16 protein-coding genes and 1 pseudogene are annotated in these 13,766 nt (G+C 67.5%); 1 reads left to right on the top strand and 16 read right to left on the bottom strand.

Annotated features, from left to right (window positions below):
- Positions 1-128: 128 nt before the first annotated feature.
- The 6 genes and pseudogenes from sufU to IEX93_RS08045 form a co-directional block, all read right to left on the bottom strand.
- On the bottom strand, positions 129-545 hold the full coding sequence (sufU, locus tag IEX93_RS08070) for a Fe-S cluster assembly sulfur transfer protein SufU (RefSeq protein ID WP_188847702.1): 417 nt from the start codon (positions 543-545) through the stop codon (positions 129-131).
- A gap of 11 nt (positions 546-556) precedes the next feature.
- Positions 557-1,771 carry an aminotransferase class V-fold PLP-dependent enzyme gene (locus IEX93_RS08065; RefSeq protein ID WP_188847701.1) on the bottom strand — a complete coding sequence of 405 codons (1,215 nt, stop codon included), beginning with the start codon at positions 1,769-1,771 and terminating at the stop codon, positions 557-559.
- A 9-nt stretch (positions 1,772-1,780) separates the two neighbouring features.
- On the bottom strand, positions 1,781-3,832 hold the full coding sequence (locus tag IEX93_RS08060) for a heavy metal translocating P-type ATPase (protein WP_188847700.1): 2,052 nt from the start codon (positions 3,830-3,832) through the stop codon (positions 1,781-1,783).
- A gap of 82 nt (positions 3,833-3,914) precedes the next feature.
- Positions 3,915-4,303, bottom strand: a pseudogene (locus IEX93_RS08055) (DUF302 domain-containing protein).
- Between the two features lie 25 nt (positions 4,304-4,328).
- Positions 4,329-4,970 (bottom strand): peptidase M4, encoded by a 642-nt coding sequence (locus tag IEX93_RS08050; protein WP_188847699.1) that lies wholly within the window; start codon positions 4,968-4,970, stop codon positions 4,329-4,331.
- The gene (locus IEX93_RS08045) at positions 4,967-5,206 is read right to left on the bottom strand and encodes an SHOCT domain-containing protein (RefSeq protein WP_188847704.1); all 240 of its coding nucleotides are present in this window, start codon (positions 5,204-5,206) and stop codon (positions 4,967-4,969) included. The genes IEX93_RS08050 and IEX93_RS08045 overlap by 4 nt, the downstream gene beginning before the upstream one ends.
- Before the next feature lie 139 nt (positions 5,207-5,345).
- On the opposite strand from IEX93_RS08045, the gene IEX93_RS08040 reads away from it, so the two are divergent.
- A complete protein-coding gene (locus IEX93_RS08040) occupies positions 5,346-6,023 on the top strand; it encodes a class I SAM-dependent methyltransferase (RefSeq protein ID WP_188847698.1) in 678 nt (225 codons plus the stop codon).
- A gap of 12 nt (positions 6,024-6,035) precedes the next feature.
- On the opposite strand, the gene IEX93_RS08035 is transcribed toward IEX93_RS08040, so the two are convergent.
- The 10 genes from IEX93_RS08035 to sufD form a co-directional block, all read right to left on the bottom strand.
- Complete coding sequence (locus IEX93_RS08035) at positions 6,036-6,554, bottom strand: CueP family metal-binding protein (RefSeq protein WP_188847697.1); 519 nt, start codon at positions 6,552-6,554, stop codon at positions 6,036-6,038.
- 10 nt (positions 6,555-6,564) lie between these two features.
- A complete protein-coding gene (locus tag IEX93_RS08030) occupies positions 6,565-7,686 on the bottom strand; it encodes a sensor histidine kinase (RefSeq protein ID WP_188847696.1) in 1,122 nt (373 codons plus the stop codon).
- Positions 7,670-8,344: a winged helix-turn-helix domain-containing protein gene (locus IEX93_RS08025; protein WP_188847695.1), complete on the bottom strand. Its 675-nt coding sequence runs from the start codon at positions 8,342-8,344 to the stop codon at positions 7,670-7,672. Before IEX93_RS08025 ends, IEX93_RS08030 begins: the two co-directional genes overlap by 17 nt.
- On the bottom strand, positions 8,341-8,583 hold the full coding sequence (locus IEX93_RS08020) for an SHOCT domain-containing protein (protein WP_188847694.1): 243 nt from the start codon (positions 8,581-8,583) through the stop codon (positions 8,341-8,343). Before IEX93_RS08020 ends, IEX93_RS08025 begins: the two co-directional genes overlap by 4 nt.
- Positions 8,584-8,624: 41 nt before the next feature.
- Positions 8,625-11,009 (bottom strand): heavy metal translocating P-type ATPase, encoded by a 2,385-nt coding sequence (locus IEX93_RS08015; protein WP_188847693.1) that lies wholly within the window; start codon positions 11,007-11,009, stop codon positions 8,625-8,627.
- Positions 10,994-11,491 (bottom strand): DUF305 domain-containing protein, encoded by a 498-nt coding sequence (locus IEX93_RS08010; protein ID WP_188847692.1) that lies wholly within the window; start codon positions 11,489-11,491, stop codon positions 10,994-10,996. Before IEX93_RS08010 ends, IEX93_RS08015 begins: the two co-directional genes overlap by 16 nt.
- A 9-nt stretch (positions 11,492-11,500) precedes the next feature.
- A complete protein-coding gene (locus IEX93_RS08005; RefSeq protein WP_188847691.1) occupies positions 11,501-11,785 on the bottom strand; it encodes a metal-sensitive transcriptional regulator in 285 nt (94 codons plus the stop codon).
- 2 nt (positions 11,786-11,787) lie between these two features.
- Positions 11,788-11,988 (bottom strand): CopZ family metallochaperone, encoded by a 201-nt coding sequence (locus tag IEX93_RS08000; protein ID WP_188847690.1) that lies wholly within the window; start codon positions 11,986-11,988, stop codon positions 11,788-11,790.
- A gap of 118 nt (positions 11,989-12,106) precedes the next feature.
- Positions 12,107-12,409 carry a Rieske (2Fe-2S) protein gene (locus IEX93_RS07995; RefSeq protein WP_188847689.1) on the bottom strand — a complete coding sequence of 101 codons (303 nt, stop codon included), beginning with the start codon at positions 12,407-12,409 and terminating at the stop codon, positions 12,107-12,109.
- Positions 12,410-12,447: 38 nt separating this feature from the next.
- Entirely contained in the window at positions 12,448-13,743 is a 1,296-nt protein-coding gene (sufD, locus tag IEX93_RS07990) for a Fe-S cluster assembly protein SufD (protein WP_188847688.1), read from the bottom strand.
- Positions 13,744-13,766: the final 23 nt, after the last annotated feature.

Below are 13,766 nucleotides of genomic sequence, written 5' to 3'. Positions count from 1 at the left end.
ATGAAGTCACCCAAGAACTCTTGAAGCAGGCTAAGGGAGGGCGAGGAAGGAGTTTTGGGTAAAGCCCTGCTCCATAAGGTCGGGGTACTGGACCAGAAGGGGCGTCACCTTGTGGGCCGGGTAGCGCTTCACCGAAGGGCCTCCTCCAGGGCGTGCCAGGCCAGGGTGGCGCACTTCACCCGCGCGGGGAGCTTGGCCACCCCTTGAAGGGCGAGGAGGTCCCCCAAGGAGGGGTCCGGGGGAGCGCCTTCCACCACCATGGCCTGGAACTTGCGGGAAAGCTCCAGGGCCTCCGCCACCTTTTTGCCCTTCACCGCCTCGGTCATGAGGGAGGCGCTCGCCGTGCTGATGGCGCACCCCTGCCCCTGGAAGCGGATCTCGGCGATGGTGTCCCCTTCCAGGCGCACCATCACCTCCACCTGGTCCCCGCAGGAGGGGTTCATCCCCCCGGCCCGCCTCGAGGCCTCGGGCAGGACCCCAAAGTTCCTGGGGTTTTGGTAGTGGTTCAGGAGGATCTCCCGGTAAACCTCGTCAAGGACGCTCATGGATTCCTCCATTATAGCCAGGCCCGGTACTTGGCCTCTATCCTTAGAAGGGCTTCCACGAAGCGGTCCACCTCCTCCTGGGTGTTGTAGAGGTAAAAGCTCGCCCGGGCCGTGGCCGCAAGGCCGAGCCTTCGGTGGAGGGGCTGGGCGCAGTGGTGGCCCGCCCTCACGGCGATCCCCTCCTGGTCCAGGAAGGTGGCGAGGTCGTGGGCGTGGAGGCGGCCTAGGGTGAAGGGGATGACCCCGCCCCGGTCCGGTCCTTTGGGCCCGTAGACCTTGAGGCTGGGGACCTCCTCCAGGCGCTTTAGGGCGTATTCCAGAAGGGCCCGGTCGTGGGCGAAGACCCTTTCCATCCCCACCTCCATGAGGTAGCAGGCGGCCTCCCCCAGGGCGATGGCCTCGGCGATGGGGGGGGTGCCCGCCTCAAAGCGCTGGGGCGGGGGGGCGTAGGTGGAGCGGTCCACGTGGACCTCGCGGATCATCTCCCCGCCCCCCAAGAAGGGCATCATCCCTTCCAGGACCTCGTACCTTCCCCAAAGCACCCCAGCCCCCGTGGGGCCCAGCATCTTGTGGCCGGAGAGGGCGAAGAAGTCGGCCCCCAGGGCCTTCACGTCCACGGGGAGGTGGGGGGCGGACTGGGCCCCGTCCACCACCACCAAGGCCCCCGCTTCCTTGGCCCTCCTGCTGACCTCGGCCACGGGGTTGATGGTGCCCAGCACGTTGGACATGTGCACCAGGGAGACCACCTTGGTCCTCTCGGTGAGGAGGTGGTCCAGGGCGCTTAGGTCTAGCCTTCCCTCCTCCGTGAGGGGGATGGCCTTCACCTTGGCCCCGGTGAGGCCCGCCACCAGGTGCCAAGGGACGAGGCCCGCGTGGTGCTCCATCTCGGTGACCAGGATCTCGTCTCCTTCCTTCAGGTTCCTCAAGCCCCAGGCGTAGGCCACCAGGTTCATGGCCTCGGTGGTGTTGCGCACGAAGACGATCTCGTTGGGGCTTGCGTTCAGGAAGCGGGCAAGCCTTTTGCGGGCCTCCTCGTAGGCCTCGGTGGCCTCGGCGGAAAGCCGGTAGGCCCCCCGGTGGACGTTGGCGTTTAGGGTCTCGTAGAAGCGCTTCAGGGCTTCTATGACCCGCCTTGGTTTCTGGCTCGTGGCGGCGGAGTCCAGGTAGACCAGGTCGGGCTGCCCGGCGATCAGGGGGAAGTCCTCCCTCAGGGCGCTTAGGTCCATGCCCTAAGTCTAGTCCAGGTGCACCCGCCTGAGGAGCGTGGCGTTTAGGGCCACGATGACGGTGGAGAGGCTCATGAAAAGCGCCCCCACCGCCGGGGAAAGGACGATCCCCCAGGGGTAGGCCACCCCGGCGGCCAGGGGCAGGGCGAGGGCGTTGTAGCCCGTGGCCCAGAAGAGGTTCTGCACCATCTTGGCGTAGGTGGCCCGGGCCAGAAGGAGGGCGCGGACCACGTCCAGGGGGTCGTTTTCCACGAGCACGAGGTCCGCGGACTCAATGGCCACGTTGGTTCCAGCCCCGATGGCGATGCCAAGGTCGGCCTCGAGGAGGGCGGGGGCGTCGTTGATCCCATCGCCCACGAAGGCGGTGGGGCCTTGGGTCTTGAGCTCCCGCACGATCCTGGCTTTGTCCTGGGGGAGAACGCGGGCGTGGTACCGCGCGATGCCGAGCGCTTCGGCCACGGTCTTGGCCACGGCCTCCGCATCCCCCGTGATCATGACCGGGGTGATCCCCATGGCGGCGAGGCGGCGGATGGCCTCCTTGGCCGTGGGGCGGATGCGGTCGGCCAGGGCGAGAAAGGCCAAAACCCGCGCCTCGTCCATCAGGGCCACCACGCTCTCCCCACGGCTTTCGGCCTCTTTCAAACCTTGCCTTAGGGACTCGGGTACCTTTAGGCCAAGCTCCTCCGCCCACTCGGGCCGGCCCACCCGGTACCGCCTGCCCCCCGAGGTGCCCTCCACCCCTTTTCCGGGGACCGCCTGGAAGTCCCGGACCTCGGGGCGGGGAAGCCCCCTGCCTTCCGCCGCTTCCACGATGGCCTGGGCCAAGGGGTGCTCCGAGAGGGCCTCGAGGGCTGCCGCCAGGGAGAGGGCTTCCTCCTCGGAAACCCCGTGGGCGTAGACCGCCCGCACGGCAAAGCGCCCCTCGGTGAGGGTCCCGGTCTTGTCCAAGGCCACGAAGCGGATCTCCCGGCCCCGCTCAAAGGCTTCCCGGTTCCGGACCAGGATGCCGTGCCGGGCGGCCAGGGCGGTGGCGTTCACCGTGACCAGGGGGATGGCGAGGCCTAGGGCGTGGGGGCAGGCGATGACGAGCACGGTTACCGCCAGGGAGAGGGCGAAGTTGAAGTCCCGTCCCAGGGCGAGCCAGACGAGGAGAGTGAGGGTGCCCAAGGCCACGGCGATGTAGAAAAGCCACCCCGCCGCCCGGTCCGCCAGGGCCTGGAAGCGGCTCCGGGAGGCCTGGGCCTCCTGTACGAGCCGCATCACCTGGCTTAGGGTGGTGGCCTCGCCCGTGCGCGTGACCCGGACCTTGAGGCTTCCTTCCCCGTTCACCGCTCCGGCGAGGACCTCGTCCCCCACGCCCTTAGGCACGGGCCGGGACTCCCCGGTGAGGAAGGCCTCGTTCACCGTGGAGGCGCCCTCCACCACCACCCCGTCCGCGGGCACCTGTTCCCCCGGGCGGACGAGGATGAGGTCCCCCTCTTTGAGGGCGGAGATGGGGACATCCTCTATGCGGTCCCCCGTGATTCGGTGGGCGGTGGTGGGCATGAGCTTGGCGAGCTCCTCCAGGGCCCGGCTTGCCGCCTGCACCGAGGCCATCTCCAGCCAGTGGCCGAGGAGCATCACGTCTATGAGCGTGGCGAGCTCCCAGTAAAAGGGCATGCCAGGAAGCCCCAAGGAGACGGCGAGGCTATAGCCGTAGGCCGCGGTGATGGCCAAGGCGACGAGGGTCATCATCCCGGGGGTGCGCGCCCGAAGCTCGCGAAGCGCCCCCTTCAGGAAGACCGAGCCGCCGTAGAAGTAAAGGACCGTGCCCAAGACGGGGTTCACCCAGGCGCTTCCCGGGAACTGGGCTGCCTGGTAGCCGAACCAAGCTTGGAGCTGTTCGGAGAAGTAGAGGATGGGGAGGGTGAGGAGGAGGCTTACGAAAAAGCGGTCCCGGAACATCTCCGGGGTGTGCCCGGCGTGCTTGTCGTGGCCCGTGTGGGGAGGGTGGACGTGCTTGGGTTCGGAAGGGGAGGGGTGGTGATGCTCGTGTTCGTGGCGGGTGTGTTTGTCCTTCATATGGGCACCTCCTTCGCTTCTTCTTAAGGAGATTTTACCCCCTCCCTCCAGGGGAGGGGTAGGGGGAAGCGGGAAGGGGCCTTTAGAGCCGGGAAAGGGCGCGGGAGAGCCGGGCCCGGGCCTCCTCGGCCACGGGGGCTAAGGCCCTTTGGGTGGCCTCCGGGAGGACCCGGAACATGGCTTCGGGGTCTTGGATGAGGACCTCCACGCCCTCTTCGGTTTCCCGGAGGACCACGTTGCAGGGGAGGAGGAGGCCGATTTCGGGTTCGGCCTCGAGGGCCTTGGCCGCCAAGTGGGGGTTGCAGGCCCCGAGGATCCGGTAGGGGGCCTTTCCAGGCCCAGCTTGGCCTTGAGGGTGGCCGCCACGTCAATTTCCGTGAGGATGCCGAAGCCTTCCTCCTTCAGGGCCGCCTCCACCCGGGCGCGGGCCTCGGGGAGGCTTTCCTTTAGGGTTTTGCGGAGCGTCGTCATAGATACCCTCCCCCCCTATCTTAGCTCAACGCTCCCCCAGGAAGGGCCCGTGCCAGGTGTGGACCCAGACCTCCCCGGTGTAGGCGTTCACGGAGAGCATCCCCTCCACCTCCTTGCGGCCGAAGTCAAAGGTGTAGTACCCGGGGAAGGCCCCCTCCTCCAGCACCCGGGCCCCGGGGAGAAAGCCTTGGAGGAAGGTTGCGGCCAGCTTTTTGGCCTCCTCGAGGCCGTAGCGCACCGGCGCCTGCGTGGGGCCTCCCATCATCCCATAGCGGGTGTTCCACATCATGTTGGGCCCGGGCTCGGGGGAGACCACCCCGGTGTAGCGGTCGGCGATGAGCTCAAAAAGCCCCTGGCCCCGTTCGTCCACCACCTGAGCGTAGTAGTTCTGGCTGAAGGCCATGAAGTCCTTAAGGCGCGCCCCCGGGTAAAGGCGCTTGGCGTAGGCCTCCATCCGGGCCTTGGCCACCTCCTCGGGGATGGGCTTGGCCTCGGGGGGGTAGACGGCCATCATGCCCATGCCCCCCATCCCCATCATCCCGTAGCCCATCATCCCGGGGCCCATCATCCCGTAGCCGGGGCCGTAGCCCCCCATCATGCCCTGGGTGAGGGCGAGTCCCAAAAGCCCGAGGACCACGAGACCCAAAACCAAGCCGGTCCGTTTCATGCTTCCCCTCCTTCCAGCTCCTTCTTGAGCCGCTTAAAGGTTGCCTCGTCTAGCTCCCCTTTGGCGTAGCGGAGCCTAAGGGCTTCCAAGGCCTCGTCTTTGCCCTTTGGGCCTTCCCACCTTTCCAGAGCCCTAAAGCCCAGGTAGACCAGGAAGGCCAGAAGGGCCAGGAAAAGGAGCATGTTGAAAAGCCCGAAGAAGCCTCCGAAGCCGCCCATTCCACCCCAACCCATCATGCCCATCGTTCACCTCCACCTATACCCTAGCCCGGTATTGTTAAGGTTGCGTAAAGGGCGCTTTACCGGGGCTTAACGGGGCTAAGTACCCCACCGTGGCTTTCGCCGCGGTGGGGGCCCCAAGGAGTAGGGTAAGGGCATGGTCTGGCGAAAGCGCCTTTTCGCCTGCCTTTACCCGGGGCTTTCCGCCCGGCACGAGGCCTTGGTGGCGGAGCGGAAGAGGGCCCTCTTCCAAAGGGCCTGGGAGGCGGTGGACCCCAAGGCGGTCCTGGAGATCGGGCCGGGGCCGGGGACCCACCTGGCCTACCTCCCGGGGAAGGTTCAGTACCTGGCCCTCGAGCCCAACCCCTTTTTCCACCCCCTCCTTAAGGCCAAGGCCCGGGCCCTGGGGGTGGACCTCACCCTCCTTCCCGGGAGGGCCGAGGCCATACCCTTGCCCGAGGGAAGCGTGGACCTGGTGGTGGCCACCCTGGTCCTCTGCTCGGTGGAAGACCCCGAAAAGGCCCTGGAAGAGGTCCACCGGGTCTTGCGGCCGGGGGGGGCCTACCTCTTCCTGGAGCACGTGGCCGCTCCCAAAAGGACCCCTCTCCGCTTCTTCCAGGAGGTGGCCACCCCTTGCTTCGCCTTCTTCGGGGACGGATGCCACCCTAATCGGGAGACCCTCGCCCTGATCCGGGCCCGCTTTCCCCGGGTGGAGGCGGAGGCCTTCTCCCTTCCCCTCCCCGTGGTGGCTCCCCACGTGGCGGGGCTTGCCTTCAAAGAAGGAGGGCCCCAAGCCCCACCAGAGCCAGCCAGGGGTAAAAGCCCCTCATCTTAGGGGAGCCTGACTTCACCTCCGGGAAAGCCTAAGCCCCGTGAGGCAGGTGGGGCTTTGGGCGAAGGTGGTGAGGGCGCCTTGGGCCACCCAGTCCCCCTGGCGGACCTCGAGGGTGTAGCGGCGGTTCCGGGGAAGCCAAAGGGTGAAGAAGCCGTCCTTACCCGTCTGGACCTGGGTCCTCAGCTCCTCCTTGTTCCCCTCTAGGACCCGTACCGTGAAGGTCTCCCCCGCAAGCTCCCCGGTGCAGCTGGAGAAGTAGTGGACCTGGCAAGGGTGGGTCCTTTGGCGGTAGGGGGCCACGGCCACCAGGAACTTATCGCCCAGGGCCACCCGGGCCTTGCGGCCGTCCGGGAACTCAAAGAAGAAGGCCTCCGGGGTCACGTAGCTCACCACCTGCGCCCCCTCTTCCCGGAAGCGCTGGGCGAGGAGGAGGGCCTCCTCGGGGGAGGCACCCCTTAGGGCCTCGGGGGAAGGGGCTTGGGCCAGACCTAGCGCCAACGCCGTGCCGACCAACGCCAAGATCCTTTTCATGCCCCAAACCCTAGCCCCTGGATGTTAAGCCCGTGTAAAGGGGGAGGGTGAAGGTGAAGCGGCTTCCCTTTCCCACCTGGCTTTCCACATGGATCCTTCCCCCCATGGCCTCCACCAGGCCCTTGGCGACGGTGAGCCCCACCCCGCTTCCCCCCTCCTTGCGGCTGCGGGCCTTGTCCACCCGGTAGAAGCGCTCAAAGATGTGGGGCAGGTGCTCCTCGGGGATGCCGGGCCCGGTGTCCTCCACCTGGAAGGCCACGGCCTCCCCGTGGCGGAAGGCCCTAAGCCACACCGCGCCCCCTTCGGGGGTGTAGCGGAGGGCGTTGCTTAGGAGGTTGGCCAGCACCTGGAGGACCCTTTCCTCGTCGGCCCACACCCAAGGCAGTCCCTCCGCCACCTCCAGGCGAAGCGCCACCCCCTTGGCCTGGAAGGCGCTTTGGAAGCGCATGAGGGCCTCCTGAAGGAGGGCTTTGGGGTCTAGGGGCCTCGGGCGGATCTCCACCGCCTTCGCCTCCACCCGGGAGACCAGGGAGAGGTCCTCCACCAGGCGCCTCATGGCCTTGACCTCCCGCAGGATCCCCTCGGCCGCCTTTTCCTTGGAGAGGACCCCGTCCATAAGCCCCTCGGCGTAGCCTTGGAGGGCGGAGAGGGGGGTCCTGAGCTCGTGGGCCACGGTGCCGATGAGCTCGGCCCGGGTTCGCTCCACCTTCTCCAGGGCCTCGGCCAGGCGGTTGAAGTGGAGGGCGAGCTCCCCGAGCTCGTCCCGCTCCAAGAGGGGAAGCCGGATTCCGTACTCCCCCTGGGCCATGCGCCGGCTCCCCTCGGCGAGAAGCTTGGCGGTGCGGTAAAGGCGGAGGCTGGCGAAGAGGGCGGTGAGGAGGGCCCCCAAAGCGGAAAGGGGAAGGGCGGAGAGGAGGGCGGTGGTGAGGGTGGAGCGCAGGCCCTTTTCCAGGTCCTGCCTTAGGGTCTCGGCCATCATCCCCCCGCCCATCATGGCCAGGGCGTGGTACATGCGCTCCACGTGCCCCCGGTAGAAGGAAGGGGCGAGGGCCTCGGCCAGGAGGAAGAGAAGGAGGAGGGCCAGGGAGGCCACCAGGAAGTGGCTTAAAAAGAGCTTAAGGAGAAGGCGCATCCTCCTTGAAGCGGTACCCCACCCCCCGAACCGTCTCCAGGAAGCGGGGGTTTTCCGGGTCGTCCCCGAGCTTTTTCCTTAAAGAGGCGATGTGCACGTCCACCACCCGGTCCACGCCCGGGAAGTCCGGCCCCCAGACCTTTTCCAAAAGCCTTTCCCGGCTGAAGACCATCCCCGGGTGTTGGGCGAGGGTCAAAAGGAGGTCAAACTCCAGCCGGGAAAGGGGGAGGGATCTGCCCTCCAGGTAGGCCTGGCGGGCCTTGGGGAGGATCCGTAAGGGGCCGTAGACGAGCTCCTCCTTAAGCCCGGCGCGGCGCAACAGGGCCTTGACCCGGGCCACCACCTCCCTTGGGCTAAAGGGCTTGACCACGTAGTCGTCGGCCCCTAGCTCCAGGCCCAGGATGCGGTCCTCCTCCTCTCCCTTGGCGGTGAGGATGAGGAGGGGAAGCTCGGGGCGCTCCTGGCGGAGGAGGCGGGCCACCTCGAGGCCCCCCACCTTGGGGAGCATCAGGTCCAGGATGACGAGATCGGCGGTGGGGAAGAGCTCCAGGGCTTTCTCCCCGTCCTCCGCCAAAAGGACCTCAAACCCGGCCCCCCTCAGGTAAGCCCCGAGGACCTCGAGGAGGGCCGGGTCGTCGTCCACCAGGAGGACCTTCATGCCAGGTCCCGCTTCATGCGCTCAAAGGTCTCCTTGTCAATCTCCCCGCGGGCGTAGCGCTCCCTCAGGACCTCCAAGGCCCGGTCCCCGGTCCGGGAGGCCTCGCCCCTCAGGGCCTTGGCCACCAGGTAGACCCCAAGGAAGAGAAGGGCTAGGAAGAGGAGGGGGTAAAGCCACCCCCACCAGCCGAAGGCGTGGGGACCGCACCCGTACCACCATCCTTGCGCCAGGGCTACCATCCTTCACCTCCTTTCCGGGGGAAGCCTCCCCGGGGTTTAGCCTAGAGAGCGGCGGTTAGCCCCCGGTAAGGGCGGAAGCCCCTTAGCCTCAGGGAGTTGGTGAGGACGAAGAGGCTACTTAGGCTCATGGCCGCCGCCGCCAGCATGGGGTTGAGGAGGAGGCCGGTGAAGGGGTAAAGGACCCCTGCGGCCACGGGGATGAGGACCACGTTGTAGGCGTAGGCCCAGAAGAAGTTGAGGTAGATGGTGCGTAGGGTTTTGCGGGCCAGGAGGAAGGCCGTGACCACCCCCTTGAGGTCCGGGGTGAGGAGGATGACATCCCCGGCCTCGAGGGCGATGTCCGTGCCGCTTCCCATGGCGATGCCCGCGTCCGCCTGGGCCAGGGCGGCGGCGTCGTTGATCCCGTCCCCCACGAAGACCACCTTGCGGCCCTCGGCCTGGAGCCTGCGCACCGCCTCCACCTTCCCTTCGGGCCTCACCCCAGCCTGGACCTTGGGGATGCCTAAAGCCTCGGCCACCCGCCTGGCCGGGGCGGGGTGGTCCCCGGTGAGGAGGACGAGCCTGAGGCCCAGGGCCTTGAGGGCCGCCACCACCTCCTTAGCTTCGGGCCTTGGGGGGTCAAAGACGGCGAAGGCCGCGAGCAGGCGCTCTCCGTCGCTTAAGTAGAGGGGGGTGTAGCCCTTTTCCGCCAGGGCCAAGGCCTCCTGGGGCAGGGCCACCCCCAGGCGCTCCATGAGGGCGGGCCCGCCCAGGTAGAGGGTCCTTCCCTCCACCCTGCCCATCACCCCTTCCCCGGGCAGGGCCTTTCCCCCTTCGGCGGCCAGGGGGGGAAGGCCTTGGGCGGCTTCCAGCACCGCCTGGGCGATGGGGTGGGTGCTCTGCCCCTCCAGGGCGGCGGCCAGGCGGAGGGCCGTTTTAGCCTCCATCCCGAAGGGGAGGACCTCGGTGAGGGTGGGGCGGCCCAGGGTGAGGGTGCCCGTCTTGTCCAGGACCACGGTGTCCGCCCGGGCCAGGGCCTCGAGGGCCGTCCCCTTGCGGAAGAGGATCCCCATCTGGGCCGCCCGCCCCGTGGCCACGGCGATGGCGGCGGGGGTGGCGAGGCCCATGGCGCAGGGGCAGGCGATGAGGAGGACGGAAAGGGCCGCCACAAAAGCGTGGGATAGCCCGGGCCCCAGGAGGAGCCAAAGGGTGAAGGTAAGGAGGGTCACCCCCAGCACCACGGGGACGAAGACGCCCGCGATGCGGTCGGCCAGTTCCTGCACCTTGGGCTTGTGCCCCTGGGCCTCCTCCACCATCCGGGCCATCTGGGCCAGGACCGTGGCCTCCCCCACCCGGGTGACCCGCACCACCAGGACGCCCTCCCCGTTCACCGTGCCCCCCACCACCTCGTCCCCCGGGCCCTTGGCCTTGGGGATGGACTCCCCGGTGAGCATGGACTCGTCCACGTGGCTTTGTCCCTCCTCCACCACCCCATCCGCCGGGATCCGCTCCCCCGGCAACACCCGCACCCGGTCCCCGGGGATCAGGGCCTCGGCGGGGATCTCCTTTTCCCCGCCTTCCTGGACCACCCGGGCCGTCTTGGGCCTTAGGGCGAGGAGCTTCCTTATGGCCTCCGAGGCCTTCCCCTTGGCCCCTTCCTCCAGGTGCTTGCCCAGAAGGATCAGGGCCAGGATCACCGCCCCGGCCTCAAAGTAGAGGTGGCGGGCCTCCTCGGGGAAAAGCCCCGGAAAGAGGAGGACCAGGAAGGAGTAGAGGTAGGCGCTTCCCGAGCCCAAGGCCACCAGGGTGCTCATGCCCAAGGCCCGGTGCCGGACCTCGGCCAAGGCTTGGCGGAAGAAGCGCCTACCGGCGTAGAGGACGGGAAGGGCCGCGGCCGCCTGGAGCCAGGGGGAGAGGTGAGGCAGGGGGAAGAGCATAGGCCCCATGGCGAGGAGGAGGGTGAGGAGGGCGAAGGGGAGGGCGAGGAGGAGGTCCTTGCGGTAGGTGGGCGCTTCTTTCCGCGCCTCCTCCGTCCCCTCCAAAGGCTCGTAGCCCGCCTCCCGGATGGCCTGGCGGATCCGGGCGAGGCTCACCGTGTCCGGCAGGTACTCCACGAAGGCCTTCTCCGCGGCGAGGTTCACCGTGGCCGAGACCACCCCAGGAAGCTTTTTTATGGCCCGTTCCACCCGGGCCACGCAGGCAGCGCAGGTCATGCCCTTCACGGGGATTTCCGCCTTGGCCACCACGGGCTCGTAGCCCGCCTCCTCCACCCGCTTGAGGACCTCCTTAAGGTCCACGCCCTCCTGGAGGCGTAGGAAGGCCTCCTCGGTGGTGAGGTTGACCCGGGCCTCCTCCACCCCTTCCGCCCGCTTCAAGGCCCTCTCCACCCGGGCCACGCAGGCGGCGCAGGTCATGCCCTTAACGCCCACCTTCACTTCAAGAGCCATAGCCTAAAGGCGTGCATCTCCTGGGCCTGGGCCAGGACGATGTCCCGGGCCAGGTCCAGGACGCGGCGGTCCTTTGCCGTGGTCAGGGCCTTTAAGGCCATTTCCACGGCCCCTTTGTGGTGGAGGAGCATGCCCTCCACGAAGGCCCGGTCGGGGTTTGGGGCCTTTTGCAGGGCCTGGAGCATGGAGGCCATCTCCCGGCGCATGGCCTCGTAGGTGGTTGGCTCCAGCCCGCCAAACCCGGGAAGCCAGGAGCGCATGAGGGCGATCTCCCGCTCCTGGTCCTTGAGGATGGCCTCGGCCCAGGTGCGGACCGCGGGGTCCTTGGTCCTTTTCAAGGCGTAGCGGGCCATCTCTAAGGCTCCTTCATGGTGGGCGATCATGGCGGAGAGGAAGGCGCGCTCCCCCGCGTCTTGGGGGGCGGGGTGGGCGTGTTGGGCCAAGGCGGGTAGAAGGAGCAAAAGCATCCACAGGTAGCGCATCCTCACCTCCTAGCGGTACTTGAGGGCCTCCATCAGCTCCTCTACGATCTCCTCCACGTCCCCCCGCTCGTGGGCGGTGGCCACGTGGTCCCTTAGGTGGGCCCTTAGGACCATCTCCCCCACCCGGTCTAAGGCCCCCTCCACCGCCTTCAGCTGCTTCAGGACGTCCACGCAGTAGACCTTGGGGTCTTCCAGCATGCGGAGGATGCCCTCCAGGTGGCCCTTGACGGAAAGGAGGCGCTTTTTCGCCTCTTCCCGGGTCTTGGGGTCCAGGTGCAGGTGGGAATGGGGCATGGTTAGGCCAGGACCTCGGCCTTGTACCCCTCTTCCTCCACCGCCTGGACGAGGGCCTTGGGGTCGGCCGTTCCCTCCACCAGGGCCTCCCCCTTCTCCAGGGAGACCTCCACCTTCTCCACGCCGGGCACCTTTTGCAGAGCTTTCTTCACCGCCATGACGCAATGGTTGCAGGTCATGCCTTCCACCTTGAGCTTCAGCATCCTTCACCTCCCCCCACCCCTGGTGGGGTGGGTATTTCCACCTTACCCCCTCTTGCCCGGGGAGGTCAAGGAAAAAAGGCCCAAGGGGAACCCTTGGGCCTACCCTACCCCTCTGGGGCTAAAGGTCCAGCAGGACGGTATCCCCCTCCACCTTGGCCGGGAAGACCTTCACGGGCCTAGGGGCGGGGAGGGTTTGCCGCCCCGTCCTCAGGTCAAAGCGGGCCCCGTGCCGGGGGCAGACGATGGCCCCGTCCTCCACCTCCCCCTCGTGGAGGGGGCCGTCGTCGTGGGTGCAGACGTCCTCGAGGGCGAAGACCTCCTCCCCGGTGTAGAGAAGGAGGATGGGCTTTCTGTGCTCGGGCCGCTTCACCACCAGGCGGCCCTCCCGGAACTCGCTGAGCTTGGCCACAGGGGTCCACATAGCCCCTTACCTCCGCATGGGGTGGCCCCGGCTAGGGCTTAGATCCGCACCTTCTCCTCAATGATGGCCTCAATGTGGGCCCTAAGCGCCTTCAAGGGGATGCGGGAGAGGACGTCCGCCAGGTGGGCCTTGACCAGAAGCTCCTGGGCGAGGCCTCGAGGAAGCCCCCGGGACTGGAGGTAGAAAAGCTGCATCTCGTCCACCGGGGCGGTGGTGGAGCCGTGGGTGCAGCGCACGTCGTTGGCCCCGATCTCCAGCTGGGGGATGGAGTCCACCCGGGCGGTGGGGGAGAGGAGGAGGTTGCGGTTCGCCTGGTAGGCGTCCGTCTTCTGGGCGCCCTTTTCCAGCTTGATGAGGCCGGAGAAGACCGCCCGGGCCTCGTCCTTCACCGCCCCCTTGTAGAGGAGGTCGCTTCGGGTGTGGTGCTCGGTGTGGTGCTGCAGGGTGTAGTGGTCAAACTGCTGGCGCCCGTGGCCGAAGTAGAGGCCCAGCATCTCGCTCTCCGAGCCCGGGCCTAAAAGCTCCGAGGCCACCTCGCTCCGGGCGTAGGCCCCTCCTAGGTTCACCACCAGGTCGTTGAGGCCGCTATCCCGCTCCAAGAGGGCCCTTTGCCGGTGGAAGTGCCACACCCCCTCCCCGAAGGTCTGCACGTGGGCGTGGCGCAGGCGGGCCCCGGGCCTTAAGACCATCTCCGTGGCGGAGAGGTGGAGGGTGGGGGGAAGGTCCAAGGAGAGGTACTCCTCAATGTAGGCGGCCTTGGCGTTGTCCTCGAGGAAGAGGAGGCTCCGGCCCGCCGAGGCCTTGCCCCCTTCCAGGAGGACCTTGAAGACCCCGAGGGGCTTTTCCACCTCTAGCCCCGCGGGCACGTAGAGGAAGGCCCCGTGGGTGAAGAAGGCGCTGTTCTCCGCGGCGAACTTGTCCTCGGTGTAGACCCCTTGGAAGAGGGCGCTTTGCACCTTCTCGGGGTGGGTCTTCAGGGCCTCGGCCAAGGAGGTGAAGACGAGGCCCTTTTGCCGCAGTTCCTCCGGTACCTCGGCGTAGACCAGATCCGGCCCCACGAAGACCAAAAACCCCGAGACGTCGGTCCTTTCCAGCCTGCGCCGGACAGGCTCGGGAAGCTGGTCCCGGCTTAGGCGAAGCCCCTTGGGGGTCTCTATTTCCTGCTCCAAGGGGGCTTCGGAGAGGTCGGTGTAGCGCCAGTTCTCGTCCTTCTTGCTGGGGTAGGGTAGCCGGGCGAAGGCCTCCAGGGCCTTAAGCCTTTTCTCCAGAAGCCAGCCCGGCTCCCCTAGGGCCTTGGAGACGGCCTCCACCTGGGTCTTGTCCAGTACCTGCATGCTTCCTCCCGAAAAAAGGGGGA

The organism is Thermus composti (assembly GCF_014647535.1).
GTDB classification, from domain to species: Bacteria; Deinococcota; Deinococci; order Deinococcales; family Thermaceae; genus Thermus; species Thermus composti.
The sequence above is the reverse complement of the archived record's forward strand: the minus strand, read 5'-3'. Positions and strand labels throughout refer to the sequence as shown.

What these genes read in the sequence shown, in the direction of transcription:
- sufU (WP_188847702.1), bottom strand. Translation starts at nt 545, where the DNA reads ATGAGCGTCCTTGACGAGGTTTACCGGGAGATCCTCCTGAACCACTAC.
- IEX93_RS08065 (WP_188847701.1), bottom strand. Translation starts at nt 1,771, where the DNA reads ATGGACCTAAGCGCCCTGAGGGAGGACTTCCCCCTGATCGCCGGGCAG.
- IEX93_RS08060 (WP_188847700.1), bottom strand. Translation starts at nt 3,832, where the DNA reads ATGAAGGACAAACACACCCGCCACGAACACGAGCATCACCACCCCTCC.
- IEX93_RS08050 (WP_188847699.1), bottom strand. Translation starts at nt 4,970, where the DNA reads ATGAAACGGACCGGCTTGGTTTTGGGTCTCGTGGTCCTCGGGCTTTTG.
- IEX93_RS08045 (WP_188847704.1), bottom strand. Translation starts at nt 5,206, where the DNA reads ATGATGGGTTGGGGTGGAATGGGCGGCTTCGGAGGCTTCTTCGGGCTT.
- IEX93_RS08040 (WP_188847698.1), top strand. Translation starts at nt 5,346, where the DNA reads ATGGTCTGGCGAAAGCGCCTTTTCGCCTGCCTTTACCCGGGGCTTTCC.
- IEX93_RS08035 (WP_188847697.1), bottom strand. Translation starts at nt 6,554, where the DNA reads ATGAAAAGGATCTTGGCGTTGGTCGGCACGGCGTTGGCGCTAGGTCTG.
- IEX93_RS08030 (WP_188847696.1), bottom strand. Translation starts at nt 7,686, where the DNA reads ATGCGCCTTCTCCTTAAGCTCTTTTTAAGCCACTTCCTGGTGGCCTCC.
- IEX93_RS08025 (WP_188847695.1), bottom strand. Translation starts at nt 8,344, where the DNA reads ATGAAGGTCCTCCTGGTGGACGACGACCCGGCCCTCCTCGAGGTCCTC.
- IEX93_RS08020 (WP_188847694.1), bottom strand. Translation starts at nt 8,583, where the DNA reads ATGGTAGCCCTGGCGCAAGGATGGTGGTACGGGTGCGGTCCCCACGCC.
- IEX93_RS08015 (WP_188847693.1), bottom strand. Translation starts at nt 11,009, where the DNA reads ATGGCTCTTGAAGTGAAGGTGGGCGTTAAGGGCATGACCTGCGCCGCC.
- IEX93_RS08010 (WP_188847692.1), bottom strand. Translation starts at nt 11,491, where the DNA reads ATGCGCTACCTGTGGATGCTTTTGCTCCTTCTACCCGCCTTGGCCCAA.
- IEX93_RS08005 (WP_188847691.1), bottom strand. Translation starts at nt 11,785, where the DNA reads ATGCCCCATTCCCACCTGCACCTGGACCCCAAGACCCGGGAAGAGGCG.
- IEX93_RS08000 (WP_188847690.1), bottom strand. Translation starts at nt 11,988, where the DNA reads ATGCTGAAGCTCAAGGTGGAAGGCATGACCTGCAACCATTGCGTCATG.
- IEX93_RS07995 (WP_188847689.1), bottom strand. Translation starts at nt 12,409, where the DNA reads ATGTGGACCCCTGTGGCCAAGCTCAGCGAGTTCCGGGAGGGCCGCCTG.
- sufD (WP_188847688.1), bottom strand. Translation starts at nt 13,743, where the DNA reads ATGCAGGTACTGGACAAGACCCAGGTGGAGGCCGTCTCCAAGGCCCTA.